The 25083-nt window shown below is 46.6% G+C and carries 23 protein-coding genes; all 23 read left to right on the top strand.

What is annotated here, in order from left to right:
* Window positions 1-45 precede the first annotated feature (45 nt).
* The 23 genes from U9M73_RS15490 to prfB all read left to right on the top strand — a co-directional run bounded on the left by U9M73_RS15490 (window position 46) and on the right by prfB (window position 25033).
* Window positions 46-861, top strand: coding sequence for a flagellin N-terminal helical domain-containing protein (locus U9M73_RS15490; protein ID WP_323077937.1), 816 nt, complete (start codon window positions 46-48; stop codon window positions 859-861).
* A 125-nt stretch (window positions 862-986) separates the two neighbouring features.
* On the top strand, window positions 987-1583 hold the full coding sequence (locus U9M73_RS15485; RefSeq protein WP_323077936.1) for a DUF8042 domain-containing protein: 597 nt from the start codon (window positions 987-989) through the stop codon (window positions 1581-1583).
* Window positions 1584-1585: 2 nt separating this feature from the next.
* The gene (locus U9M73_RS15480) at window positions 1586-3466 is read left to right on the top strand and encodes a motility associated factor glycosyltransferase family protein (RefSeq protein WP_323079144.1); all 1881 of its coding nucleotides are present in this window, start codon (window positions 1586-1588) and stop codon (window positions 3464-3466) included.
* The gene (locus U9M73_RS15475) at window positions 3463-4467 is read left to right on the top strand and encodes a UDP-N-acetylglucosamine 4,6-dehydratase family protein (protein WP_009225349.1); all 1005 of its coding nucleotides are present in this window, start codon (window positions 3463-3465) and stop codon (window positions 4465-4467) included. Before U9M73_RS15480 ends, U9M73_RS15475 begins: the two co-directional genes overlap by 4 nt.
* A gap of 336 nt (window positions 4468-4803) precedes the next feature.
* A complete protein-coding gene (locus U9M73_RS15470; RefSeq protein WP_009225350.1) occupies window positions 4804-5472 on the top strand; it encodes a CatB-related O-acetyltransferase in 669 nt (222 codons plus the stop codon).
* A gap of 21 nt (window positions 5473-5493) precedes the next feature.
* Window positions 5494-6903: a CDP-glycerol glycerophosphotransferase family protein gene (locus U9M73_RS15465; RefSeq protein WP_323077935.1), complete on the top strand. Its 1410-nt coding sequence runs from the start codon at window positions 5494-5496 to the stop codon at window positions 6901-6903.
* A 307-nt stretch (window positions 6904-7210) separates the two neighbouring features.
* Window positions 7211-8482, top strand: coding sequence for a glycosyltransferase family 2 protein (locus U9M73_RS15460; protein ID WP_157273443.1), 1272 nt, complete (start codon window positions 7211-7213; stop codon window positions 8480-8482).
* Between the two features lie 10 nt (window positions 8483-8492).
* Window positions 8493-9179 (top strand): phosphocholine cytidylyltransferase family protein, encoded by a 687-nt coding sequence (locus U9M73_RS15455; protein WP_009225353.1) that lies wholly within the window; start codon window positions 8493-8495, stop codon window positions 9177-9179.
* Window positions 9173-9892 carry a CDP-alcohol phosphatidyltransferase family protein gene (locus U9M73_RS15450; protein WP_270406268.1) on the top strand — a complete coding sequence of 240 codons (720 nt, stop codon included), beginning with the start codon at window positions 9173-9175 and terminating at the stop codon, window positions 9890-9892. The genes U9M73_RS15455 and U9M73_RS15450 overlap by 7 nt, the downstream gene beginning before the upstream one ends.
* Before the next feature lie 29 nt (window positions 9893-9921).
* A complete protein-coding gene (locus tag U9M73_RS15445; RefSeq protein WP_009225354.1) occupies window positions 9922-10500 on the top strand; it encodes a GNAT family N-acetyltransferase in 579 nt (192 codons plus the stop codon).
* Window positions 10501-10581: 81 nt separating this feature from the next.
* Window positions 10582-12501, top strand: coding sequence for an NAD-dependent epimerase/dehydratase family protein (locus U9M73_RS15440; RefSeq protein ID WP_323077932.1), 1920 nt, complete (start codon window positions 10582-10584; stop codon window positions 12499-12501).
* Window positions 12498-13175, top strand: a complete 678-nt coding sequence (locus U9M73_RS15435) for an HAD family hydrolase (RefSeq protein ID WP_009225356.1) — start codon at window positions 12498-12500, stop codon at window positions 13173-13175. Before U9M73_RS15440 ends, U9M73_RS15435 begins: the two co-directional genes overlap by 4 nt.
* Window positions 13154-14116, top strand: a complete 963-nt coding sequence (locus U9M73_RS15430; protein WP_083791503.1) for an aldo/keto reductase — start codon at window positions 13154-13156, stop codon at window positions 14114-14116. Before U9M73_RS15435 ends, U9M73_RS15430 begins: the two co-directional genes overlap by 22 nt.
* The gene (locus U9M73_RS15425; RefSeq protein ID WP_232282295.1) at window positions 14113-14898 is read left to right on the top strand and encodes an SDR family oxidoreductase; all 786 of its coding nucleotides are present in this window, start codon (window positions 14113-14115) and stop codon (window positions 14896-14898) included. The genes U9M73_RS15430 and U9M73_RS15425 overlap by 4 nt, the downstream gene beginning before the upstream one ends.
* Window positions 14892-15602, top strand: coding sequence for a cytidylyltransferase domain-containing protein (locus U9M73_RS15420; RefSeq protein WP_036645346.1), 711 nt, complete (start codon window positions 14892-14894; stop codon window positions 15600-15602). Before U9M73_RS15425 ends, U9M73_RS15420 begins: the two co-directional genes overlap by 7 nt.
* A 116-nt stretch (window positions 15603-15718) precedes the next feature.
* Window positions 15719-16765 carry a pseudaminic acid synthase gene (gene pseI, locus U9M73_RS15415; RefSeq protein ID WP_323077931.1) on the top strand — a complete coding sequence of 349 codons (1047 nt, stop codon included), beginning with the start codon at window positions 15719-15721 and terminating at the stop codon, window positions 16763-16765.
* Between the two features lie 40 nt (window positions 16766-16805).
* Complete coding sequence (locus tag U9M73_RS15410; RefSeq protein WP_009225361.1) at window positions 16806-17753, top strand: dTDP-glucose 4,6-dehydratase; 948 nt, start codon at window positions 16806-16808, stop codon at window positions 17751-17753.
* A 34-nt stretch (window positions 17754-17787) separates the two neighbouring features.
* Entirely contained in the window at window positions 17788-18978 is a 1191-nt protein-coding gene (pseC, locus tag U9M73_RS15405) for a UDP-4-amino-4,6-dideoxy-N-acetyl-beta-L-altrosamine transaminase (RefSeq protein ID WP_323077930.1), read from the top strand.
* A gap of 223 nt (window positions 18979-19201) precedes the next feature.
* Window positions 19202-19399, top strand: coding sequence for a cold-shock protein (locus U9M73_RS15400; protein ID WP_009225364.1), 198 nt, complete (start codon window positions 19202-19204; stop codon window positions 19397-19399).
* 191 nt (window positions 19400-19590) lie between these two features.
* The gene (locus tag U9M73_RS15395) at window positions 19591-20094 is read left to right on the top strand and encodes a VanZ family protein (protein WP_009225365.1); all 504 of its coding nucleotides are present in this window, start codon (window positions 19591-19593) and stop codon (window positions 20092-20094) included.
* A 132-nt stretch (window positions 20095-20226) separates the two neighbouring features.
* Window positions 20227-20778 (top strand): ribosome hibernation-promoting factor, HPF/YfiA family, encoded by a 552-nt coding sequence (gene hpf / locus U9M73_RS15390; RefSeq protein WP_009225366.1) that lies wholly within the window; start codon window positions 20227-20229, stop codon window positions 20776-20778.
* A 224-nt stretch (window positions 20779-21002) separates the two neighbouring features.
* Window positions 21003-23510 carry a preprotein translocase subunit SecA gene (gene secA, locus U9M73_RS15385; protein ID WP_323077929.1) on the top strand — a complete coding sequence of 836 codons (2508 nt, stop codon included), beginning with the start codon at window positions 21003-21005 and terminating at the stop codon, window positions 23508-23510.
* A 412-nt stretch (window positions 23511-23922) separates the two neighbouring features.
* A protein-coding gene (gene prfB / locus U9M73_RS15380; RefSeq protein ID WP_157273444.1) for a peptide chain release factor 2 occupies window positions 23923-25033 on the top strand; the annotation gives its coding sequence in 2 pieces (ribosomal slippage) (window positions 23923-23994 and window positions 23996-25033; 1110 coding nt in all).
* Window positions 25034-25083: the final 50 nt, after the last annotated feature.

Below are 25083 nucleotides of genomic sequence, written 5' to 3'. Positions count from 1 at the left end.
ACAAGGATGTAGCCAATACAAACCAATCATGGAGGATGATTTAAGATGGGAATGTTTATTAACACCAACGTTGGCGCGTTGAACGCTAACCGCAACCTGAACTTCAACAACACGCAAATGGGCAAGACAATGGAAAAATTGTCTTCCGGTTACCGGATCAACCGTGCTGCGGACGATGCTGCTGGCTTGGCAATCTCCGAGAAAATGCGTTTCCAAATTAACGGTTTGACGCAAGCGCAACGCAACGCTCAAGACGGCATTTCCTTGATCCAAACGGCTGAAGGTGCTTTGACTGAAGTACACTCCATGCTGCAACGGATCAACACGCTGGCTAACCAAGCAGCGAACGGAACTTACGATGCTACGGACCGTGCGAAGATTCAATTGGAAGTTAACGAACTGATTGGTGAAATCAGTAACATCGCTGCTACAGTTAACTTCAACGGTATTGATCTGTTGAAGGCTTCCGGTAGCGTAACTTTCCAAATTGGTTCCGATGCTAATACGTCGATTTCCGTAAGCTTGGCTGGCATGAAACCTAGCGATTTGGGTCTTGACAGCTTGAGCGTTTCCACTGCTACTGCAGCAAATACAACAATTGCTCTGATTAAGAGTGCGATTAGCCAAGTGTCCACGCAACGTGCAACGTTTGGTGCCGTGCAAAATCGTCTGGAGCATACGGTTAACAACCTGGGCGTAATGGTTGAGAACCTGTCCGCTTCCGAATCCCGGATTCGCGACGCTGATATGGCTACAGAAATGACGGCGTTCACGAAAAACCAAATTCTTGTACAAGCTGGTACTGCAATGCTGGCTCAAGCCAATTCTGCACCTCAAGCAGTATTGCGTCTGTTGGGCTAATTATCAGAAGAATCATAAAAGGCTCCCATTATTTGGGGGCCTTTTGCCTTTTATTCTCTATACATTCCCTCCGGCTTTTATCCGATATACTAGGTATATTAGATTACAGGTGAGGACGTGGCAAAATGAAAGTGGCCGTAGACGGGCAACAGGTAGATTGGATCGAGAATAACCTTGATGAGATTGAACAATGGTGGAAAAGCTCCACTAGTCGAATCTATCAGGATCGGAGACTGATTCACTTTGTTGAAGTGAACGGAAAGGCGATTTATGAGGCCTATGAATTATATATCGTACAGAATATTCAAGAAGTCAAAGAGGTGAATATCCATACGCTTTCGGCGATGGAGAGCATTCAAGACACGGAACAAGCTCTTGACGAATATTTGGAGAGATTTGTGCCGGGGGCATTAGACGTAGCTGATCAATTGTATGGTGGACTGACACTCGAAAACCAGCCACTTTTTGGACAATTGCTGGAGGGATTTCAGTGGATTGTGAAGTCTATGCAATTTGACCGTGAATTGTATGCCATGGCTGAGTATCATGCGAGTCCGGATTTCCTAACGTCTACGTTGAGTACATTAGAGAAGCTTCTGCAAGAAATCATGGAAGCCGTTGAAAACAATGACTTTACTGGCGTAAGTGATTTACTGCAATATGAAGTGGTGCCTGCATTGCAACAATTCCAAAACCGCAATAAAATGAGTGGATTATCGTGAATATGTTTGAACAGAATCTGATCTATCTTAAGGAAATGTACCCCAATCTGTTGAATGCCGTTTTAAACGACGCAATGGATTCCTCATATGAAGTAGTCCCAACTGCAAACGGGATGCCCAATTTGAAAGTACAAAGGGGCGAGACAGTAAATTACTTACACAGTAAATATGATCCGGAGATCGAAGCTGAGAAGTGGATAACGAATTTGTCAAACAACGGCACCCTTACGGATCAGGTTCTTCTGTTTGGGATCGGCATGGGATATTTTCTTGAGGCGCTGCTTGGAAGTCAGGAGGTCAAGCGGATTACCGTTCTTGAACCGGATGTCCAAGCATTTAATGCATTGCTTCGTCATCGAAATCTCCAAACTTTACTCTCTGATGACAAAATCAAATTGATGGCAGTAGGTGACCATGAACTGATCCTGGCGGAACTCGCAGAGACGATCACCAAAACGATGTCAGGGGAACTTTCTATCGTTGCTCCACCTGTTTACCAGCGGCTGCACCCAGATAAGTTAAAGTCGTTAAGAGAAAAAGTCCAGGAATCTGTCATTAATGATTTATCGAATAACCAAACTTTTGAGAAGTTCCAGAAAACCTGGCTTGAGAATATACTCCGTAATATTCCGTTTACTGTAAAGTACCCATCAGTATTATCGCTCAAAAATGTCCTGAAAGGCGGAAATGTCGTTATCGTTGGTTCGGGACCTTCGCTTGAAATCGACGTGCATTATCTGAAGGATTTAAAGAAGAAGTGTTTTATTATTGCAGCAGGATCCAGTATTCAAGCGCTTCAGCATTTTGAAATTGATCCGGATCTGGTCGTAACGATGGACGGCGGTCGTGCGAACTCATTGGTTTTTCGCAGGGTAGATAGTACGAGATCTCCGCTTGTGTTTATTACACAGACTTATTTTGAAGTGCTTGATTCTTATCACAACGATTTGGCTTTTGCCACCTTTGTAGAAGACCCGGTAAGCGAGTATCTTTACAGGGATCAAGGGGTGCCGAGATTTCGAGCGACAGCTTCGGTAACGGGAACAGCTTTACAATTGGCCAATTATTTGGGTGCTAAACAGATTATCATGATTGGTCAAGATCTGTCTTATCCCGAAGGAAAGTTTTATAGCGCAGGGGTAAATCACCTGTCTGAGGCGACGAAAAGTAACGCTCTGAAAGTGGCCAATGACTGGGTTGACAACGTGCATGGTGGGAAAAATCGCAGTACCCCAGTGATGACCCTCACAAGGAAAAATATCGAGATGAACATCAAAGCGCTGGAACTGAAAGGGATTAGGGTCATTAACTCTTCACGTGGTGGGGCGGTAATCGAAGGAACTGACTGGATCCCGATGGATGTTATATCCAAGGAAATGATGGGATTACCAGACATGGATCTGGATATTCGTCAGCTGATGCAAGCCAGAACGGAATCGGAACAATGGGAACTTCTACAATCTATGATGGATAAGCTTAGACGAATCTTGCAGGAAGCTGAGAAATTAGAAAAACTGCTTCGAGATCTTCGCAAAGAGGTTCAAAAACTGGAAAGAGAGCGAAACTATCGAAATCTTAATTCCGTCAGTCGGGGGCTAGTTAGAGTAAATGAGCGTTGGCAAGTCATTACTGCCAATGAGAGTTTCTTATTTTATTCATTCGGCACGTCTCATTTTGTAAATAGCTATATGAAGCATGTTCCAGCGATTGTCGAGGCCCAAAATCCCTTGGCGAAAGCAGAACTGATTGTCGCCCATTTAGGCGAACTGGTGGATCAACTTCTAGCCTTTGGACCTGAACTGAAAAGCTTGCTAAGCGACTCTATTGAACGATTGGAGACGCTGGCTGGAGACTTGAACGGCATTACTGGGAGGATCGAATGAATAAGATGTATGAAGGAAAGAAGATACTTATTACCGGCGGCACAGGAACGATCGGATCGCATCTAACAAGAAGATTACTGGAAGAAAAGCCGGCGGTTATTCGTATTTTTAGCCGCGACGAATACAAGCAGTTTGAGATGGGACAGGAGTTACAAGAATATGCGGGGCAACTGCGTTTCTTAATCGGAGATGTACGCGATCAACAACGGTTAAGCCGAGCGATGGAAGGAATCGACTATGTATTTCACTGTGCGGCGATGAAGCATGTCCCTGCTTGTGAATATAACCCGTTCGAAGCCGTTCAAACCAATGTGATCGGCACACAAAATGTGATCCAAGCGGCTTTAGATAATAAAGTGAAGAAAGTGCTTTTTACAAGTACGGACAAAGCCATCTCGCCGACCAATGCATATGGAGCTACCAAACTGACTGCAGAACGCCTCATTTCGGCTGCGGAGTATCATAAAGGAGCCAAATCAACGGTTTTTTCCTCAGTTCGTTTTGGGAATGTGATGGGTTCCAGAGGATCAGTGATTCCTCTATTTAAGAAGCAAATTCTCGAACAACGTAAAATTACACTTACGGACCCTGATATGCTGAGATATATGATGACTCCGAGTCAAGCGATTGAATTAATCCTAGAAGCTAATAGCCTAGCTAAAGGCGGGGAGGTCTTTGTACTGAAGATGCCCATTATAAAGCTCGGTGATCTAGCAGATGTCGTAGTTGATATAGCAACACAGAATTTTAATCTAACTGAACAAGTAAAGGTAGAAATTGTTGGGGCTAGGGATGGTGAGAAGATGGTGGAAGAGCTAATGACGAAGGAAGAGATGGAAGTATCCATTGAGTCTGAAAAGATGTATATCATCCCTGGTCATCATTCTAGATTTCATAACAAAGACAAAGAAAAATCGACTCATTTAATTTTTCCTGATCAAGGTCAATGTATTAGTAAAGACCTGATAAAAGCTTGGTTGATTCAAGAAGCGTTAATCTAGTCATCATATAAAAAGATACCCTGAGATCGAAGTTCTGAAAACTCTTGTACTAATTTGTGGAGGTATTTGAAAATGAGTTGGGATGGAACGGATGCTAGGTTACTTGAGTTTTTGGACCGATACGTGGAACATAACATCAAACGTCTGCTAAATAAAAGAATTGTTGTTTTTGGTACAGGCAGTATGGCTGAGTTGACTACTATAGCATTTAGAAAAAAGAACATAGATATCGAATATTACCTTAGTAATAATGCAAAACTTGGGGAGTTGTTTTGGGGGCGGCCTGTTTACTCACCTGCAAATTTGGAGCTTGAAAATAAATCAGATCTTCTAATTATGATAGCCAGTTCATTTTATGAAGAAATCGCACATCAACTGAAATCAATGGGGTTAGAAAAGGAAATCCATTTTCATGCTTTACTTGCTCCAGACGACTCTCCCCAAAAGGATAAAATAATTAACGGTGTATCTGTTGGAAAGTATACATATGGGTATTTGAATCTATGTCATAGAGGAACCTTAATAAAAAGGATAGGTAGTTTTACTTCTATAAATTATAACGTTAAGATTGCTTACCCTAATCATCCAACTGCGCAAATAACAACACACCCTTTTATTTACGATCGGAAAACTGTTTTTAATGGTGTGGAAAAAGTTCCTGGTTTCCTGGATGACGAGGATTTAGTAATCAGAGACGAGGTGTCTCAAAATAATTCGATTGAGATCGGGAATGATGTATGGATTGGGATGGGAGTCATTATTTTACCTGGAGTTAAAATCGGTAATGGTGCAATAGTAGCTGCCGGTGCAGTGGTGTCAAAAGATGTACCAGATTATGCCGTAGTTGGTGGAGTCCCAGCAAAAGTAATTAAGTATCGATTTAACGAGAAAGAAATTGATATTTTGAATTCAATTCGTTGGTGGGATTGGCCGGAAGAGGAAATAAAAAGAAATGCTCATTACTTTACCAACCCAAATGCATTTTTTGAAAGATTTTCAAATTAGCTTTTTGAAAGAAGGATAGTTATGGAAGCAATTGTTTTTGGATCCGGGGTGACAGCCCTGACCTTCATTAATTCTTTGGACCGAGAGATAGTAAAAATAAAGTATATTATTGATAATAATCCGGAAAAACATCATACGAAAATTCAAGAGTTAACGATTTACCCAGTGGACCGGGCTAAAGCAAACGATTTTGATGTCGTCTTCCTCGCAAGCTTTCAATCCTTAAGTATGATGGCTCAATTACTGGAAATGGGAATAGCATACGACAAAATAATCCCCGTAAATCATGAAGAACATACGAGAGCTTTAAGGGAAAATTATCAAAAGGTACTGAATTCGGCTGCGAGTTCTAGGAGAGTTAGTAATAGAAAAAAAATTGCTTTAGTGAATTTGAACTACTCTAATTACCAGGGGTTAGCGCTTTTTAGATATATGCCCTTGTATATAAAAGAAAAATATGATGTTGATTTAATAGATGCTTCTAACTATGCAAAGCTATCGGAATATGATGTCATTTGTTCTTCGCACTTTGATGGCATCTATCAGGAAGGTTTTATTAATATTGAATTATGGCATGGTTTTCCGTTGAAAACAATGGGATTACTTTCTCCAAGTATCAATGACAATCAAATAAAATCACAGGACCAACGTTCTAAAAATACAGCTTTAGTTATGTCATATTCGCATCTTTACAATACTTTTTTTAATGCATGTTTTCCCTATAGGCAAAACAAATATCGAATTACAGGGATGCCGAGAAATGATTTTCTTTTTGAAGAGGACGGGAAAGAAAAACTGGAATCATTATTTGGAATATCCTTGCGTGGGTCTAATGTGATCTTCTATCTGCCTACATGGAGGGAAGGGAAGAAACGAGAGTTAGATTCGTCAATGAATTGGGATCATATCTTTGGCACTGTTGTACAGGAGGAATCATTCACTTCAATATTATCTGATACAAATTCAATTTTGTTTGTCAAATTACACCCTCATGAATATCGTGTCTATGAGAAGCTGGGTGGAACAAGCAATGAAAGAATATTTTATATTACAGATGATATGCTGAGTCGTGCTCAAGTACATCTATACGAATTGCTGAATTGTGCTGACGCACTGATTACGGATTACTCATCGGTTGCTTACGATCTGCTTCTGAAGGATATTCCTTTAATCTACTACATTCCGGATGAAATTGAATATTCGAACCGCAGGGGGTTTTTGATCGAACCATACAGTCAGATGCTTCCGGGTCCGCAAGTATCAGACATTTCCATGATAGGTTTCCATCTTCATGAGTACAGCAAAAATAAGGATTATTACAGAGCAGAACGAGAAACGGTTAGAGATCTAATTTTCAAATACAAAGACAATAAGGCTTCTCAAAGAGTATGGAAGGAAATAGATTACTATATTTCTCAACAAAATAAATAAGTCCAGCGGTATGATGTCAAGCTGTTGATTTAATCGAATTGGAAACTTCCCATGCCTACGTTCATGAAACACGCTTCGAGCTCTTGCGAGCTCACATCAATACCGACAAAAAGCTTCAGATGAAATTCCTCCTTTCGCTAGGGATTCAGGGAATGGACTCCGGGATGCCTCCGGCGCACGCGCAGATCCATCACCCTCGCGTATGAGGACACACTTCGGGCCATGAGCTGCCCCGGATCCCTGATGGGATTTTCAAAAGAATAAGCTGGAAATTTGGAGTCTGTTTTCCATCCACCGGGGGATGGAAATGAACCTAAAAGAGCTTTTTAAAGATACTATACGAGGAGGTCTGGATGTGGAATTTGAGCGATACATCGAGGCCATCAAAAATGTCGAGTCTCGCAATGATGTTTCCGATCCTGTCATTTCTGTTATTGTTATAGCTTGGAAGTTTCATCCCAATACTATCAAGAGTTTTGAGAAATTAAAGAAACAAAGGCATGATGTTCCGTTCGAATTGATATTTGTCAATAACGGTGCCAATGATGAAGAACTGCAAATGCTAGTCCCTTTTGTTGATAAGTACATTTCACTTAACTATAATGTTGGGATTTGTGTAGGCAGGAACATAGGTGCTCAATATGCGAAGGCTCCGATCCTCCTCTTTCTTGATGATGATGGGATACCGGATGAGGATTTCGTGATTTCTCACTTATTATGTCACAGAAGGTTTGATGTTCTAATTGTTCGTGGTAATTCCATCCCTTTAACAGAGCATCCTTCTAACGAGCGCCCAAGTAAATACTATATAGGGAATGAATTTTTTCCGGCTATCCCTTATCTAGAGGGGAACGTTTCAATCAAAAAAGATGTTTTCTTCGAGGTTGGGGGCTGGAATGAGGAAATTACCTATGGGGGTGAGGGTAAAGAGCTTTCAATGAGAATTTTTAAGCTTTACCCCCAGAGCTTCAAACAAATGTATTCACCGATGAGCCTAATTTATCATGATAATGAAATGGATGAAGAACGTCTTGCCCAGAAGACGATCCTTATGGCTGAGTCGGATCATAAGTTGTCCATGAAATACCATGATTGGAAGACCTATGATGAGAAATGGGAAGAGTTTTATAATAAACCAGGTGCATTAGTAGAGTTGGACGAATGGAAAGCTGACTTCGAAAATCAAAAGCTGTTTAATAACATTCGCCACAAAGTGTGGGAAAGAAATAAATTTGCAGTTCAAAAATATATGAGTAATAAAGTTTTTTGGTATGATGAGGAACGAATATTAGACATATATAAAAAGTCTGAGACAAGAAATATCTGTATTTTCGGTACCGGGGTAGTCGGAGAAAAAGTGTTTCGCAGCTTGAAACGTTATAATATTCCGGTTGCTTGTTTTGTGGATAATAATCGCTCTTTGTGGGATTCAGAGAAGCAAGGTGTCCCAGTAATTAACCCCAAAAAATTGACGAAAGATAACTTTATTTTTATTGCTTCTGGCTGGAGATTGGATATTGCACAGCAACTAGAAACAATGGGTTTTATTGAAAAAGAGGATTACATAGCCATCATTTGAGGTGAAAACGATGAAGATTATTATCTTAGCAGCTGGTATTGGTTCAAGATTGGGAAAACCCCATCCGAAGTCACTAACCAAACTATCTAACGGAAAAACAATTATGCAAAATCAATTGAATGCATTTTTACATTACGTAAGTATCGATGATATTTTTATTGTTGTGGGGTTTAAGAAAGAGTTGATCATGGAGGCGGTGCCGGATGCCTCTTTTATTTACAATGATTATTTTGATACTACAAATACATCTAAAAGCTTATTAAAAGCATTAAAGAAGGTAGCAAACGAAGATGTTATTTGGGTAAATGGAGATGTCGTGTTTGATCCGGTAATCATAGGACGTATGGTCGAATATTCTGCCTCGTGTATGGCTGTTAGTACAGCAAGAGTTGGAGATGAAGAAGTAAAGTATATTACTGATTCCAATGGGCTTATCGTCAATGTTTCAAAGACTGTTGATAACCCTCAAGGTGAAGCAGTGGGAATTAATAAAGTTATTCGTGAGGATATCTCGTTATTGATCGAGACGCTTGAGCAATGTAATGATCATGATTATTTTGAAAAAGGAATTGAAGATGCTATATCCAGAGGTTTAAAGGTTCATCCGATAGATATATCCGATGTACTTTGTACGGAAATTGACTTTCCCGAGGATTTAGAATTAGTCAACAAACAGTTGGAGAATTCAATATGCTAGTAGAAAAATACCGAAAATTTAAAGCGAAATATGTGGTTAGTCAACGTCGAGAATTTGAATATGCAATAAATAGGTACTACGCACACTTAATCGATCCGTTTTTTACAAAATTAGTCTTTGATCTTAAAGCAACTCCCAATATGGTCACCGTATTTACGGGGTTGATTGGTGTAGGTGCAGGGCTTTCTTTTTTGTTTCAGCAATGGATATTAGGCGCTGTCCTCCTTCAACTCCATCATTTTTTTGATGGTGCGGACGGCAACCTGGCTCGGCTAACTAATCGCTGTACTCCATTTGGGGCTAAATTAGATCGGATTAGTGATCAAGTAGTGAGATGGGTTCTGTTTATTGGACTAGCACTTGGGGTTGATCTACCATTATGGTTGAGATTAGCTTTACCACTCACTATTTTGATTGATTTGGTGGTGGTTCATAAATTTGTATTGCCTTTTGCTAGAAAAAACCAACTTATCCGTTCTAAGTGGAAACAATGGTTTCTTGATCGAGGAATTATACCGGGCTTTGACATGTTTACTGTGTTTTTTATAATTTCTATCTCAGCTTTATCTGGGTGGTTGCCCCAAGCTATTCTATTAATTGTTATACTGAAAAACTTGGACTGGTTATACCGTGTATATGAATGTTTGAAAACATTGCGGGTTTCAAAATTAAGGCAAGAAATAGGAACTAACCCAGAGGATTGTGTTTCATAACATTTTTATTCTTATTGGGAGAATTTTTAATGGAATCCATGAAATATTTACTGTTAGGTTCAGACATCTATACGAACAACCTCTACGAACTTCGTCCCCTCCGCGAACACGAGATGCAAGCCATCAAGCAGTGGCGGAATGAACAGATGGCGGTGCTGCGGCAATCCCGGATATTGACGGATGAGGATCAGCGCCGTTATTACCACGAGATCGTGCTCCCGTCCTATAACGTGGAGCATCCGAATTTGATGCTCTTCAGTTATTATTATGATGGCAGGCACATTGGCTACGGCGGTTTAACCAATCTGGATTGGGTGAATCGCCGGGCGGAAATTTCGTATTTGGTGCAGACGGAGCGGAGCAGCGAGGAAGAAGTGGCGCAGTACACCAGCGATTTTTCAACCTTCCTTAGCCTGATGAAGCATATCGCGTTCGAGGAGCTGCAACTCCATCGTTTGTTTACGGAAACCTTTGACATTCGTCCCCTCCACATTAAAATATTGGAGTCGAGCGGGTTCCAGTTCGAAGGGCGAATGAAGGAACATGTCAGAATAGACGGTCACTACGTAGATTCTTTACTGCACGGCTGCTTGACACCCGTGAAATGAGTCACGGAAATGACCGATATTGAAGGTAATGAGGATTTTAGTGACAGGAAGTTAACTACGGTGCATAAAAGGAGCTTTACGATGCTAAAAGGAAAAAAAGTGTTTGTCAGCGGTGGAGCCGGCGTAATCGGAACGGAATTGGTTCATAAGCTTGTCAATGCAGGAGCCGATGTATTGATTGGTGATTTGAAACCAAGACCCCCCCATTTGCCGGCTTCGGTTCGTTATCGCCAAGGAGATTTGAATGAGATCTCGAAAGAGGAGTTGGCGGAATTCTCCCCGGAATATTTTTTTCATTTAGCGGCTACCTTTGAGCGCTCGGAGGAAACGTATGAGTTTTGGGAAGAAAATTATCGCCATAACTTAAAGCTAAGCCATCACCTGATGGACTTGCTGAAGGACATCGGCTCTTTGAAAAGGGTTGTTTTTGCCTCCAGTTACTTAATTTATAACCCGGACCAGTATCAATTTGAACAGCCGGCGAAGGAAGCCACCCCTCTTACGGAAAGCTCACCGATTCATCCGCGCAATTTGTGCGGAGCGGCCAAGCTGATGCACGAAATCGAGCTGCGGTTTCTGCAGCATTTTGCCGGGGAGCGTCTAAAGACAGTCTCCGCCCGTATTTACCGCGTCTATGGGAAAAACTCCCGCGATATTGTATCCCGTTGGATCCGGGCTCTTCTGAATCAGGAGACGATTCAGGTATACCGCAAGGAAGGAATGTTTGATTACATCTATGCCGAGGACGTGGCGGAAGGGCTACTGCGGCTCGCCTTAAGCGAGGCTACGGGGATTGTGAACCTAGGTAATGGGCGGTCGCGACGGGTAGAAGATGTGCTAAATATATTACATCGTCACTTTCCGGATATGCAGCATGTCGAGATGGACAGTGATATTCCCTTTGAGGCTTCGGAAGCGGATATGTCCACCTTTAAGGCTTGGACAGGCTGGCATCCGAACCGGCAGTTGGAGGACACGATTCCTGAGCTCATCAGCCATTATAAAGCGCTTATGTCTTCCAGCTCCGTAGATCCGGAACAAGCTCATCGTGGTAACGGCGTACTGGTTACAAGCGTGGCCCGGAAGGTTCCGTTGCTCAAATGTGTTGCGGGCGGCATTACCAAATTAGGTAAACCTCTGCAACTCATTGGCGGGGATGTAAATGAGCAGGCTATCGGCCGTTTTTTTGTAGACCGCTTTTGGACGATGCCTTTTCTGAAAAATTTATCCCTGGAGCAGTTGCTTGAAGAGTGCAAACAACAAGGCATTCGTCATATCATTCCTACTCGGGACGGCGAACTTGCGTATTTTGCCGAAGCGAAGCAAGAACTGGCGCGTCAAGGTGTGCATGTGATGGTATCCGATGTGGAAGCCGTTCGGATCTGTTTGGACAAGCAGTTGTTCTATCAAAAGGGGTCCGAATGGGGGTTTCCGGTCATCGTTACCGGCGAGCGAATTGAGGAAGTTCAGCCGGCAAATTCGACGTATGTCGTCAAAGAGCGCTTTGGTGCGGGTTCGCAATCGATCGGAATTCAGCTTTCTCTGGAAGACGCTATTAAGCATGCCCAAGGCCTGGAACAGCCAATCTTTCAACCTTATATTTCCGGCTTTGAGGTTAGTGTCGATGTTTATGTGCAACAAAACGGGAAGTGTAAGGGAGTTGTAGCACGCAAGCGAGAGCTTGTCATTGGCGGGGAATCGCAGATCACCACAACTTTCCGCCATGCGGAGTTAGAACAAATGTGTGCCGCGTTTGCCGAAAAGCTGGGGTTGTACGGGCACGCGGTATTCCAAGCGATCATCGATGAGCAAGGCGGAATTCATTTTATTGAATGTAACAGCCGTTTTGGAGGAGCTTCCAGACTCAGCGTGGTTGCCGGTTTAGATACTTTTTACTGGTTCTTGCTCGAGGCGGAAGGAGCCGATTTGGATGAATATCCGTTTATTCGCAGCGAACATGAAAAACGGTTGGTGCGTTATGCGGAGGATATGATTCAGTGAAAGTAAAAGCGCTGGTATTTGACTTAGATGATACGCTTTACGAAGAACTCACCTATGTGAACAGCGGATTTCGCGCCGTGGCGGATTACGTGGAGCAACAGTTTCAATGTCCTGCCGACAAGGCGATGACCATCATGTTTCGTGAACTTGAACAGAACGGACGAGGGCAGGTTTTCGATGTCTTGCTTGAACAGCTCGGGAAACGAACAGGAAAGGCCGTCAAAGCATGTCTGGGAGTATATCGGAGCCATGCGCCGCGAATTGAGCTGTATGACGATGCCCGCAGACTATTAAACAATGCAGGGAGCAGCTTTCAGATTTATATCGTGACTGACGGCAATAAGTTTGTTCAGCTTCGCAAGCTGCAAGCCTTGGGGCTTTATGATCACCCGAATATACGGAAGTGCTACATTACAAGGCGGTATGGCATCGCTAACGAGAAGCCATCCCCGCTTTGCTTTATGCACATTTGTCGGCGGGAGAATTTGCAGCCGGAAGAGGTTGTTTACGTAGGCGACAATCCCAACAAAGACTTTGTAGGCATTAAGCCTTTAGGCTTCCGAACAGTCAGAATCATGCGCGGGAATTTTGCTGCTATAAACCGTCCTGACGCTTATGAAGCGGAATATCGAATCCATCACTTCGATGAACTATGGACCATGCTGCACAGGTAATACAGAAGGGAAGTCAGAATATGAAATTGGCGCTTGGAACAGCACAACTAGGGATGAACTACGGTATTGCCAACAAGACAGGCCAACCTTCCCCCAGTTCAGCAAGGGGCATTCTTGAACTGGCGAACCAAAGCAGCGTAGAATTGCTCGATACGGCCTCCGGCTATGGGGAAAGCGAAACGATTATCGGCCAGTATATAAGAACATTTAGGGAAGCAGGACAAAATCAGCCGTTTCAGATCGTGACAAAAATACCGGACCCTTTCGAGGGGGAGGTCCAGTCCGCCGCGGAAGCGAGAACGGGCATGAAGGATCAAGTCCTCCTATCTATGGAACGATTAAATCTTTCTCGTTTAGATTACTGTTTGCTCCATTCCCCCAAAAGCATGTTTTCGCATGATGGGCTTGCGGTGGAGTGGTTAAAGGAGCTCAAACAGGATGGCCTGATCGGCAAAGTAGGGATTTCGGTTTATACGCCTGAGGATGTGGAGCGTTATTTGGAACTAGACGGGTTAGACGTGATTCAGGTCCCGATAAATATCATCGATACCCGCCTGCTTCGAAGCGGTCTGTTAGCTGAACTAGGTTCCCGGCATATAGAGATTCATGCCAGAAGTGTTTTTTTGCAGGGATTGCTGCTGATGCCGCTCGACGAGATTCCAGCTTATTTGCAGAAGGCAGTTCCTTATATCAAACAACTGCATGCTTTGGCATCCGAGCTTCATCTTACATGTGCCGAATTATGTCTGATCTATGTTCGGGATCTGAAGGAAATCGGGCGAATCGTCGTTGGTTGTGAAACCGAAAATCAGCTTCGTGAACATATCGAAGCGATGCGGCTTCCCGTGCTTCCGCAGGGAGTAAGAGATGACATTCAGCGCATGTTCGGCCAAATTTCTGACGATATCTTAAATCCGAGCTGTTGGGGGAAACCAAAGTGAACGGTTTATTCGATTTGAGCGGCCAAACCATACTGGTGACAGGCGGCACCAGTTATCTGGGGACGGCGATGTGTCATGCACTGGCCGAATATGGCGCTAACGTTGTGATCGCCAGCCGAAATCTTGATAAATGCACTCTCTTGGCCGAAACGCTAACGCAAACGTACTCCGGCAAGCATATTGGCTTACAACTAGACGTATTAGATGGCCAATCGGTAACAGCGGGGGTTGAACGGACGATTCAGCAGTATGGCCGCATTGACGCCTTAATCAATAATGCAAATGTAAGCTCGCCGGGATTCGTTGAGAGCTTCACGGAGGAACAGTGGGAAAAGGGGATTGATGGAACCATCAACGCCGTGTTCCGTTGTACAAGAGCGGTTCTTCCCTATATGCTGGAGGAGGGGAAGGGGACCATTCTCAATATCGCTTCCATGTACGGTGTCGTCTCGCCTAATCCGGAAATCTACGGGACTTCCGGCCAGAACAACCCGGCCAATTATGGCGCAGGTAAAGCGGCGATCATCCAATTTACCCGATACCTTGCCTGTCACTATGGCCGTAAAGGGATCCGGGCGAATGCGATTTCTCCAGGACCCTTTCCAAATGAACAAACGCAGCAGAACAAGGAGTTCATCGCTCAATTAAGCAACAAAACCGCGCTGGGGAGAATCGGCCTTCCCGATGAGCTCAAAGGGGCTGTCCTTCTTCTAATATCTTCTGCCGGATCTTATATTACAGGGCAAAATCTCGCTGTAGACGGCGGGTGGACGGCATGGTAAAAGTCGCAGCAATCATTCAAGCCCGGTTGTCTTCGCAACGATTGCCGGGGAAAGTGCTAAAAGATCTTCATGGGAAAACCTTGCTTGAACGGGTCATCGGACAAGCCCAAAAATCATCGAGCGTGGATGAAATATGGTTGGCAACGTCTGCGGAACCGGAGGACGATTTGCTTGAGATCGCCGGTCGTAGACTAGGAGTTTCTGTTTACCGGGGCCCGTTGGACAACGTTCTTCAAAGGTTTTACGAAACAGCCGAGCATTCTGGCGCAGACCTCATCGTAAGAATTACCGCAGACAATCCTCTGGTCGAACCACGATTTATAGATCAAGGGCTAGCCGCACTGCAAGCGAATCGGCTGGATTACGTCGGCATGGAACACGTCCCCTACGGGACGGGAATCGAAGTGTTTACCCGCCAAGCCTTGATACGGGCAGCCCAGGAGGCAACATCGGATTACGAGCGGGAGCATGTTACACCGTATATCCTGAATCATCCTGAGAAATTTAACATGATCAAGATCCAGCCCGAACTTAAGCATTTGCAGCGTGAAGACGTACGTCTCACGATCGATACGATGGAAGATTACGTGAAAATGTACAAGCTGTTTTACCACTTGGAAAATCAGAAAATTGAGGTTACGCTGGAACAGGCGATTCAATATATCGACAAACTTCCAGAACTCCTTCATCAAGACGGGGCGTAAAGAACTGCTCAACCGGTTCTATGAGTCCTTGGCTGAACTTGGGTTCGGTCGTTCAATTGTTTTATTTGCTCAGAAAGAGTAGTTTTCATGACTTCAGCAGAAATGAGGACGTATCAATGGATTTTCAAATTGCTCACCGCTGGATTGGCAAAAATCATAAGCCGTTTGTTATCGCGGAAATGTCGGGAAACCACAATCAGTCCCTTGATCGTGCGCTTGCTATCGTTGAAGCTGCGGCCCAAGCGGGGGCGGATGCCTTAAAGCTGCAGACATATACCGCAGATACGATGACACTGGACATTCACGACGGTGAATTTTTTATCGAGGATCCTAACAGCTTGTGGCAAGGCAGCTCTTTATACAATTTGTATCAGGAGGCGTATACGCCTTGGGAGTGGCATGAGCCGATCTTTAAGCGTTGTAAAGAGCTTGGTCTGATTGCTTTCAGCACCCCTTTCGACGAAACCGCTGTTGATTTCCTCGAATCCCTCGATGTCCCGGCTTACAAAATCGCTTCATTTGAGAACACCGACATCCAATTGATTCGTAAAGCGGCAGCAACGGGGAAACCGCTAATTATTTCGACGGGGATGGCCTCGATTGCCGAGCTGGATGAAACCGTACGGGCGGCCCGGGAAGCAGGGGCCGAAAATATCGTATTGCTGAAATGTACCAGCACTTATCCTGCTTCTCCGGAGAACACCAATATCGTAACAATTCCTCATATGGAGCAGTTGTTCCAATGCCAAGTCGGGATTTCCGACCATACGATGGGAGTTGGCGTTTCGGTAGCGAGCGTCGCTTTAGGAGCGACCGTGATCGAGAAGCATTTTACCCTGCGGCGTGCAGATGGCGGCGTGGATTCCGCGTTTTCGTTGGAACCCGAAGAACTGTCCGCGCTCGTGGTGGAGACGGAACGGGCTTGGCAGTCTCTAGGCAAAGTGTCGTATGGTCCAACCGATCGGGAAAAAGAGTCTATGAAACATCGGCGCTCTTTATATATTTCACAGGATATGAAGAAAGGCGATGTATTTACCCGCGAGAACATCAAGGCTATCCGTCCCGGGTTAGGTCTTCCGACCAAATATCTGGATCAACTGCTTGGCCGAAAGATCAGCAAAGATGCATCTAAGGGAACTCCTGTAACCTGGGATTTGTTTTAATAATATGTAGAAGTATATTTATAGAAGGAGCTGCATTCCTTTGAACATTTTACTTACCGGCGGGGCTGGATTTATCGGCCGATGGGTTGCCAAAAAGTTGTTAGAGGATGGTCACCAACTGTGGATTTTGGATGATCTGTCGAACGGACGGGAAGCCAATCTTCAGGAGTTTCAGGGCCATCCGGGGTTGAAACAGTTCATCAGGGGGACGATTTTGGACGAGCCTCTTTTAGAGGAACTGTTCGCTGCCCATCAATTCGACATTTGTTATCATCTTGGCGCGTCGATTAACGTCCAAGACTCCATCGATGATCCGCGAACCACGTTTAATAACGATACGGTCGGGACTTTTTATATCTTGGAGCAGTGCCGCAGATACAATACGAAAGTTGTGTTTATGAGCACCTGCATGGTCTATGACCGGTGTACGGATGAGACCGGGATCACGGAGCTGCATCCAACAAAACCGGCTTCGCCTTACGCCGGAGCAAAAGTGGCTGCGGAAAATATGGTCCTCTCTTACTACTACGCCTACGGACTGCCGACCGTGGTCATTCGCCCGTTTAATACCTACGGTCCATTTCAGAAGACTGGCGGTGAGGGCGGAGTGGTTGCGATTTTCCTTAAAAATGATTTGGATGGAAAAGAGCTCCGCATTTACGGAGAAGGCACCCAGACTCGCGACCTGCTTTATGTTGAGGATTGCGCCAATTTTGTCGTGTCTGCGGGTTATTCCGATGCCGTTAACGGCGAGATTGTGAATGCAGGGTTGGGGCGAGATATCACAATTAACGATTTGGCGTTGATGATCGCGGGGGACCCTTCACGGATCCGTCATGTAGAGCATATTCATCCGCAGAGTGAAATTCAGAAGCTGTTGTGCAATTCGGAGAAAGCGAAACGGTTGCTTGGTTGGGAGCCGCGTGTAACGTTGGAGGAAGGCATCGCCCGGACGCGCGAATGGATACAGGCCGGAGGCTTGGAATAGGTAAAGCGACCATGAAGGAAGAAGGGAACGCAAAATGACAAAGGAACATGAATCCGGCCGCCCGGTTCGCGAAACGCTGCTGCCTTACGGTCAGCAATGGCTGGATGAGCAGGATATTGAAGCTGTGGTGAAGGTGTTGCGGGGGGCGTTCATCACCCAAGGGCCGGCGATCGAACAGTTTGAGCGAAAAGTCGCCGATGCTGTAGGTGCCAAATATGCCGTAGCCTTTGCGAATGGTACAGCTGCACTTCATGGAGCTTGTTTCGCGGCGGAGATCGGTCAAGGCGATGAAGTGATAACGACACCGATCACTTTTTTGGCTAGCAGCAACTGTGTCCTTTACCAAGGGGGCACGCCGGTTTTTGCGGATATCGACATGGATACCTACAATGTCGCTCCTTCAGAGATTGAGTCGAAGATCACCGAAAGAACCAAAGCGATCATCGCGGTTGACTTTACAGGGCAGCCGGCGGAAATGGACCGAATCTCGATGCTGGCGCGGGATCGCAACCTTGTGGTGATCCAGGATGCTGCGCATTCGCTGGGAGCTTCCTATGCCGGGCGGAAAATAGGCTCTTGGGCCGACATGACCATGTTCAGCTTTCACCCGGTCAAGCATGTTACAACCGGTGAGGGCGGGATCATTACGACGAACGATGAGCGTTACTATGAGCGGTTGTTGTTGTTCCGCAATCATGGGATGACTCGAAATCCAAACAAGCTCATCCAGAATGACGGGCCATGGTATTACGAAATGCAGGAGCTTGGCTACAATTACAGAATGACCGATATGCAAGCGGCACTGGGAGCAAGCCAAATGGACAAGCTTCACGATTTTGTCGCGAGAAGACGGGAGATCGCTTCAATGTACAATGAGTGTTTCTCCACGTTGCCTGGTTTGGTCATTCCGAAGCAGCATCCGATGGCCGAATCATCCTGGCATCTTTACGTCATTCGTTGGTTGCCTGAATATTTTACTGCAAGCCGGAAAGAGATCTTTGAAGCACTTCGCGCGGAGAATATCGGTGTCAACGTTCACTATATTCCGGTGTATTTGCAGCCGTACTATCAATCATTGGGTTACCGTCCCGGCTTGTGCCCTAATGCAGAAAGCTATTACAATACAGCCATTACCTTGCCGCTATTTCCGAAAATGACAAATCAAGATGTGACAGATGTTATTGAGGCCGTGAAGAAGGTGTATCATCGGTTTTTACGTAAATGATGATCTCACTACCACAAGTGACTTTTGCCTTGATGATGCATCCGATGAGTTGGATGCCTTGCTCACCACTTCGACACAACCCTGACAAAAATCTACAAATTCCTTACAGTAAAACCTTTTCCTTGGTAATTGACACCGGATAAGCTCGGATGGTATAGTCAAAAATGTGGGGCTTGGTTACAAGGATCACACTCTTATTTGATAATGAAGGGAATGTTAGTGCATGCAAGGTAAAGTAAAATGGTTCAACGCAGAAAAAGGCTACGGTTTCATCGAAACTGAAGAAGGCGGCGACGTATTCGTACACTTCTCCGCGATCCAAGCTGAAGGCTTCAAAACGCTGGAAGAAGGCCAATCCGTCGAGTTCGAAATCGTTGAAGGCGCACGTGGTCCACAAGCCGCTAACGTAATCAAACTGTAATCATCCCGGCACAGCCGACCTACATATGAACGGTACGATGGTTAACAATTAAAGATTCGCTAGCAATTCCCCGGGGAAACCCGGGGTTTTCTTATGATATTCTGTCTACTTGAATGTGCGTCGATAGACGTTTTTCTTATGTTATAATTTCGTAAAATGAATGAGTTCGCAAACGAATGAGGTGACCTCCCTTGCACAACCTTCGGCCTTGGCTGCGCTGGCTGCCGGCGATCGCGATGATGGTGATTCTGTTCGGGTTCTCTTCGCAGTCTTATCAGGAGCAGTCGCTGGTGCAGGAAATCGAGAAAAAGACCTCGGATCAGTGGATTGAGAACCGATTCGGCGGGATCCGGTTCAGCTACGGCGGGCATGAGATCAGCGTAGATCGTGTGGGCGGGGCGAGCTTCATCGAGTTCTTTATCCGCAAAGCAGCGCATTTCGGCAGTTATGCCCTGTTGGCGGCATTCCTGGTTTACGCCTTAGGCGGTTGTGGGCGCTCCAATCGGCGACTGCTCTTCGCGATCCTGATCGCGTTCCTCTATGCCTGCACGGATGAGCTGCACCAGAGCTTTACGCCGGGGCGGACGGCGATGGTGCAGGACGTGCTGCTGGATACGATCGGGGCGGCATGCGGCGCGGCGTTCACGATTTTGTTGAAATCCCGGTGGAGAACCGGGAAGCGTCGCCGGGCTTGAAAACGCGGGGAATTTGCCGGCCGTCTGCATGTCTTTTTACGGATGTCGCGGTGGTTTACAGCCCTTTAACACTTTTTACTTTGCCTTTACGTCATGGTATAATAAAAGTGCAAAGCAAAGGAGGAGTGCCCTATGAATTTTAGTATTCGAGGACAGCAGATTGAAGTGACTGAGGCCTTGCGTGACTACGTAGACAAGAAACTCAGCCGACTAGACAAGTACTTTGATGCACCCCCTACCTCAGACGGTACTGTCACGTTAAGTGTGGTACGAGGCTTGCACGCGGTCGAGGTAACGATTCCTTTGACCGGCGTTGTGCTCCGTGCGGAAGACCGCAGCGACGACATGTACGCATCCATTGATGCGGTTGTGGACAAGCTTGAACGTCAAATCCGCAAGCACAAAACGAAAATCAACCGTAAACTGCGCCAGAAGGGCGTGAAGAACAGCCTCTTTGTAGAGGACGCGACCACAGGCTCCGTTGCGCTGGATGAAGGCGAGGAAGAGCTGGAAGTGGTTCGCACGAAACGCTTTACCTTGAAGCCGATGGACGTAGAGGAAGCGATTTTGCAAATGAATATGGTAGGACACAACTTCTTCGTTTTCTCGAACATCGACACTAAGGAAGTTAACGTCGTCTACAAGCGCAATGACGGCAAATACGGTTTGATTGAACAGGATTAACCCCCTGCACTCCGTGCAATCATGGCAAGTTGTTTCAAACGAGGTGGTAATTCCTGTGATACTAACGCAAAGGAAACGAGCCTTATCCGCCCGCGGATAGGGCTCTTTATTCGTATACAAGGGCGCTTTACCGCAATGCAGACGTGACGGGGCGTGTTGCGGCGTGCCTTACAAACTGTTACAATTTAGGCAAATCATCTGTTTATGCGTGAAAGGGGTAAATCATGCTGGGATTAGTAAAGAAGATATTTGGCGACACGAATGAACGTGATGTCAAACGTCTGATGAAGACGGTCGATTATATTAATTCATTAGAACCGCAATTTGAGGCGCTTTCGGACGAGCAGTTAAAAGGGAAAACCGCCGAGTTCCGGGAACGGATCGAGAAAGGCGAGACGCTGGATGAGCTGTTGCCAGAAGCTTTTGCCACAGTACGGGAAGCTTCGAAACGCACGCTGGGGATGCGTCATTTTGATGTGCAGCTGATCGGCGGCATGGCGCTTCATGAAGGTAAGATTGCGGAGATGAAAACCGGTGAAGGGAAGACGCTGGTCGGAACCCTGCCGGTTTATTTGAATGCGCTCCTGGGGAAAGGTGTGCATGTCGTTACCGTCAACGACTATTTGGCACAGCGCGATAGCCAGCAGATGGGGCAGATTTACAACTTCCTCGGCATGACGGTTGGGGTGAACCTCAACGGCATGGAGCATGAGCAGAAACAAGAAGCTTACGCTTGCGACATCACGTATGGCACGAACAACGAATTTGGGTTTGACTATCTGCGCGACAACATGGTGCTCTACAAAGAACAGATGGTACAGCGGCCGCTGTATTATTGCATTATTGATGAAGTGGACTCCATTTTGATCGATGAAGCGCGGACACCGCTCATTATATCCGGCCAAGCTCAGAAATCCACCGAGCTGTATTATGCAGCCGATCGTTTCGTGAAGACGCTGACGCCGGAGGAAGATTATACCGTTGATATTAAAGTAAAGGCCGTTTCGCTGACCGAAAAAGGGGTCGCTAAAGCGGAACGCGCTTTTGGCATTGATAACTTGTACGATCATAAACACGTTACCCTGAACCACCACGTGGTGCAGGCACTTAAAGCGAACGTTATCATGCGCCGCGACGTCGATTACGTTGTGACCGATGATGAGGTGCTGATCGTCGACGAATTTACCGGCCGGATCATGCAAGGTCGCCGTTACAGCGACGGGCTGCACCAGGCGATCGAAGCCAAAGAAGGCATCGAGGTACAGAACGAAAGCATGACGCTGGCGACGATTACGTTCCAGAACTACTTCCGGATGTACCGCAAGCTGGCCGGGATGACCGGTACAGCGAAGACCGAGGAAGAAGAGTTCAAGAAAATCTACGGCCTCGAAGTGCTGCAAGTGCCGACCAACCGGCCGAACCGTCGTATCGACTTGCCGGACGTCGTTTACAAGAGTGTTGACGGCAAGTTCAAGGCGGTTGTCGAAGAAATTGTTCAGCGCCATAAGAAAAAACAACCGGTGCTCGTCGGTACGATCTCGATCGAGAACTCCGAACGCGTATCCGAGATGCTGAAGCGCAAAGGCATCCCGCACAAGGTGCTGAACGCGAAATACCATGCGGAGGAAGCCGAAATTATCTCTCACGCAGGGGAACCGGGTTCCGTGACGATCGCTACCAACATGGCGGGCCGCGGTACCGACATTTTGCTTGGCGAAGGCGTGGCCGAATTAGGTGGCCTGCATATCATAGGTACCGAACGCCACGAATCGCGCCGGATCGATAACCAGCTGCGCGGTCGTGCCGGCCGTCAGGGCGATCCAGGCTCCACGCAATTCTACCTGTCGCTAGGCGATGAACTGATGAAGCGGTTTGGCGCGGACAACGTGCTGAACATGATGGAGCGTCTTGGCTTCGAGGAAGACCAACCAATCGAGAGCAAGATGATCACTCGTGCGATCGAATCTGCGCAAAAACGCGTAGAAGGCAACAACTTCGACGTGCGCAAAGTCGTCCTGCAATATGACGACGTCATGAACCAACAGCGCGAAATTATCTATAAACAACGCCGTGAGCTACTGGAATCGGAGAACATTAAGCAAATCGTTCTCGATATGATCAAGCCGGTCATCGAACGGGTGGTTGAAGCCCATACCGCTGACGAGCTGCCGGAGAACTGGGAACTGCAAGAGGTTGCCGATTACGTCAACAGCAAGCTGCTGGACGAAGGCGCCATTACGAAAGACGATCTGTGGGGCAAAGAGCCGAATGAGATGGTCGAGTATATTTTTGAACGCGTCCTGACGAAATACAACGCTCGCGAAGAAGCGATTGGTCCGGAAATGGTACGGGAGTTCGAGAAGGTTATCGCCCTCCGTGCTGTCGACAGCAAATGGATGGACCATATCGACGCGATGGATCAGCTGCGTCAAGGCATTCATCTTCGTGCATACGGCGGTACCGATCCGCTGCGCGAATATCAATTTGAAGGCTATGAGATGTTCAACGCGATGATCGCCAGCATTCAGGAAGAAGTCGCGACGTACATCATGAAGGCGCAGATCGAAACGAACCAGGAACGCCAAGCGGTCGTGGATGAGAACAAAATCACCACGAGCGGCGAGCCGGCAGAGAAACGCCCAGTCAAACGCGGCGAAACGATCGGCCGCAACGACTTGTGCCCATGCGGCAGCGGCAAGAAGTACAAACACTGCCACGGCCAAAACGCATAATGTCGGCATAAGCTGGGTGCGGCGGGGAGCCTGAGGATTTCCTTAGGCTGCCCGCTTTTGCCCCGTTTGGAGGGAAAACCTGTTCTCGGCCGCAGCGGCCGCGCCGATGTTGGCTCATCCGAGGTAGCCACCTCGACGTTGGTTCAGCCACAGGCGAAATAGGGGTAAAAAAGGGCCTTATTTTGCTTTTTTGGGCAGATGTCTGGTAAATAAGGGAGTTTTTTGGCCTTATTTTTGCAGACTATGGCTCAAAACAGGGTTTTTCCAGGTTTAGGAATGAAATAAAGGTAGATTTTGTCCTTATTTTTTGAAATTCGGTGCCCGGGAGTTGAATAAGGGTAAAAAAGGGCGTTACCTTTAAACCAAAGTGGCAGCTACAAATAAACTTTTACAAAGAAAGGTGATCTACCGTATGATCGATGCGAACGTGAAACAAGACATGCGCGAAATCGCAAAGAAATTAACCAACCTTAGGGGGTCTCTTTGACTTAGATCTGAAGCAAGAGATGATCGCCAACTATGAGGAGAAAATGGCGGCACCGGATTTCTGGGACGACAACGAGAAAGCTCAAGGGATTATCGCGGAGATGAATGCGGTAAAATCCTCGGTGGACCAATATACGGCGCTGCAGAACGAATACGATGAGCTGGAAATGATGGCGGAGCTCGCCGAGGAAGAAGGCGATGAATCGCTGGCTGCGGAGGTAGCAGACTCCGTAGAGAAGCTCGTGAAGAAGTTGGAGGAGTTCGAGCTCCAGCTGCTGCTGAACCAGCCGTACGACAAAATGAACGCGATTCTCGAGTTGCATCCTGGCGCAGGCGGCACCGAGTCCCAGGACTGGGGCCAAATGCTGCTGCGGATGTATACTCGCTGGGCGGAGAAACGTGGCTTTAAGGTCGAGACGCTGGACTACCTGCCGGGCGACGAAGCCGGGATCAAGAGCGTTACGCTGTTGATCAAAGGCTACAACGCCTACGGCTACCTGAAGGCGGAGAAGGGCGTTCACCGGCTGGTGCGGATCTCGCCGTTTGACGCTTCCGGACGCCGGCATACGTCGTTCGTCTCCTGTGACGTCGTGCCGGAGATCAGCGATGACGTGGAGATCGAAATCCGTAATGAGGATTTAAAAATCGATACGTACCGCGCCAGCGGTGCCGGCGGTCAGCACATCAACACGACCGACTCGGCCGTGCGGATTACCCACATCCCGACCGGGATCGTGGTGACCTGCCAGAACGAACGCTCACAGATCAAGAACCGAGAACGGGCGATGACGATGCTCCGCTCCAAGCTGTACGAACGCAAGATCGAGGAGCAACAACGCGAGTTGGATGAGATCCGCGGCGAGCAATCGGATATCGCCTGGGGCAGCCAAATCCGCTCGTACGTGTTCCACCCGTACAGCATGGTGAAGGATCACCGGACGAACGTGGAGACGGGGAATGTCGGCGCGGTGATGGACGGGGATCTGGACGCTTTTATCGACGGTTATCTGCGCAGCCAGATTAAGACGGAGAGCTAATCGGCGGGACGGGAGCGCCTTGATGTGCCTTCCCGCCCGAGCCGCTACTA

The sequence above is a fragment of the Paenibacillus phoenicis genome, assembly GCF_034718895.1.
Classification (GTDB): Bacteria; Bacillota; Bacilli; order Paenibacillales; family Paenibacillaceae; genus Fontibacillus; species Fontibacillus phoenicis.
Note: the sequence above shows the minus strand (reverse complement) of the source record. Positions and strands in the feature narration are given on the sequence as shown.

What these genes read in the sequence shown, in the direction of transcription:
- U9M73_RS15400 (WP_009225364.1), top strand. Translation starts at nt 19,202, where the DNA reads ATGCAAGGTAAAGTAAAATGGTTCAACGCAGAAAAAGGCTACGGTTTC.
- U9M73_RS15420 (WP_036645346.1), top strand. Translation starts at nt 14,892, where the DNA reads ATGGTAAAAGTCGCAGCAATCATTCAAGCCCGGTTGTCTTCGCAACGA.
- secA (WP_323077929.1), top strand. Translation starts at nt 21,003, where the DNA reads ATGCTGGGATTAGTAAAGAAGATATTTGGCGACACGAATGAACGTGAT.
- U9M73_RS15455 (WP_009225353.1), top strand. Translation starts at nt 8,493, where the DNA reads ATGAAGATTATTATCTTAGCAGCTGGTATTGGTTCAAGATTGGGAAAA.
- U9M73_RS15450 (WP_270406268.1), top strand. Translation starts at nt 9,173, where the DNA reads ATGCTAGTAGAAAAATACCGAAAATTTAAAGCGAAATATGTGGTTAGT.
- U9M73_RS15440 (WP_323077932.1), top strand. Translation starts at nt 10,582, where the DNA reads ATGCTAAAAGGAAAAAAAGTGTTTGTCAGCGGTGGAGCCGGCGTAATC.
- pseC (WP_323077930.1), top strand. Translation starts at nt 17,788, where the DNA reads ATGACAAAGGAACATGAATCCGGCCGCCCGGTTCGCGAAACGCTGCTG.
- U9M73_RS15470 (WP_009225350.1), top strand. Translation starts at nt 4,804, where the DNA reads ATGATAGCCAGTTCATTTTATGAAGAAATCGCACATCAACTGAAATCA.
- U9M73_RS15475 (WP_009225349.1), top strand. Translation starts at nt 3,463, where the DNA reads ATGAATAAGATGTATGAAGGAAAGAAGATACTTATTACCGGCGGCACA.
- pseI (WP_323077931.1), top strand. Translation starts at nt 15,719, where the DNA reads ATGGATTTTCAAATTGCTCACCGCTGGATTGGCAAAAATCATAAGCCG.
- U9M73_RS15485 (WP_323077936.1), top strand. Translation starts at nt 987, where the DNA reads ATGAAAGTGGCCGTAGACGGGCAACAGGTAGATTGGATCGAGAATAAC.
- U9M73_RS15490 (WP_323077937.1), top strand. Translation starts at nt 46, where the DNA reads ATGGGAATGTTTATTAACACCAACGTTGGCGCGTTGAACGCTAACCGC.
- U9M73_RS15465 (WP_323077935.1), top strand. Translation starts at nt 5,494, where the DNA reads ATGGAAGCAATTGTTTTTGGATCCGGGGTGACAGCCCTGACCTTCATT.
- U9M73_RS15460 (WP_157273443.1), top strand. Translation starts at nt 7,211, where the DNA reads ATGAACCTAAAAGAGCTTTTTAAAGATACTATACGAGGAGGTCTGGAT.
- hpf (WP_009225366.1), top strand. Translation starts at nt 20,227, where the DNA reads ATGAATTTTAGTATTCGAGGACAGCAGATTGAAGTGACTGAGGCCTTG.
- U9M73_RS15445 (WP_009225354.1), top strand. Translation starts at nt 9,922, where the DNA reads ATGGAATCCATGAAATATTTACTGTTAGGTTCAGACATCTATACGAAC.
- U9M73_RS15430 (WP_083791503.1), top strand. Translation starts at nt 13,154, where the DNA reads ATGGACCATGCTGCACAGGTAATACAGAAGGGAAGTCAGAATATGAAA.
- U9M73_RS15480 (WP_323079144.1), top strand. Translation starts at nt 1,586, where the DNA reads ATGTTTGAACAGAATCTGATCTATCTTAAGGAAATGTACCCCAATCTG.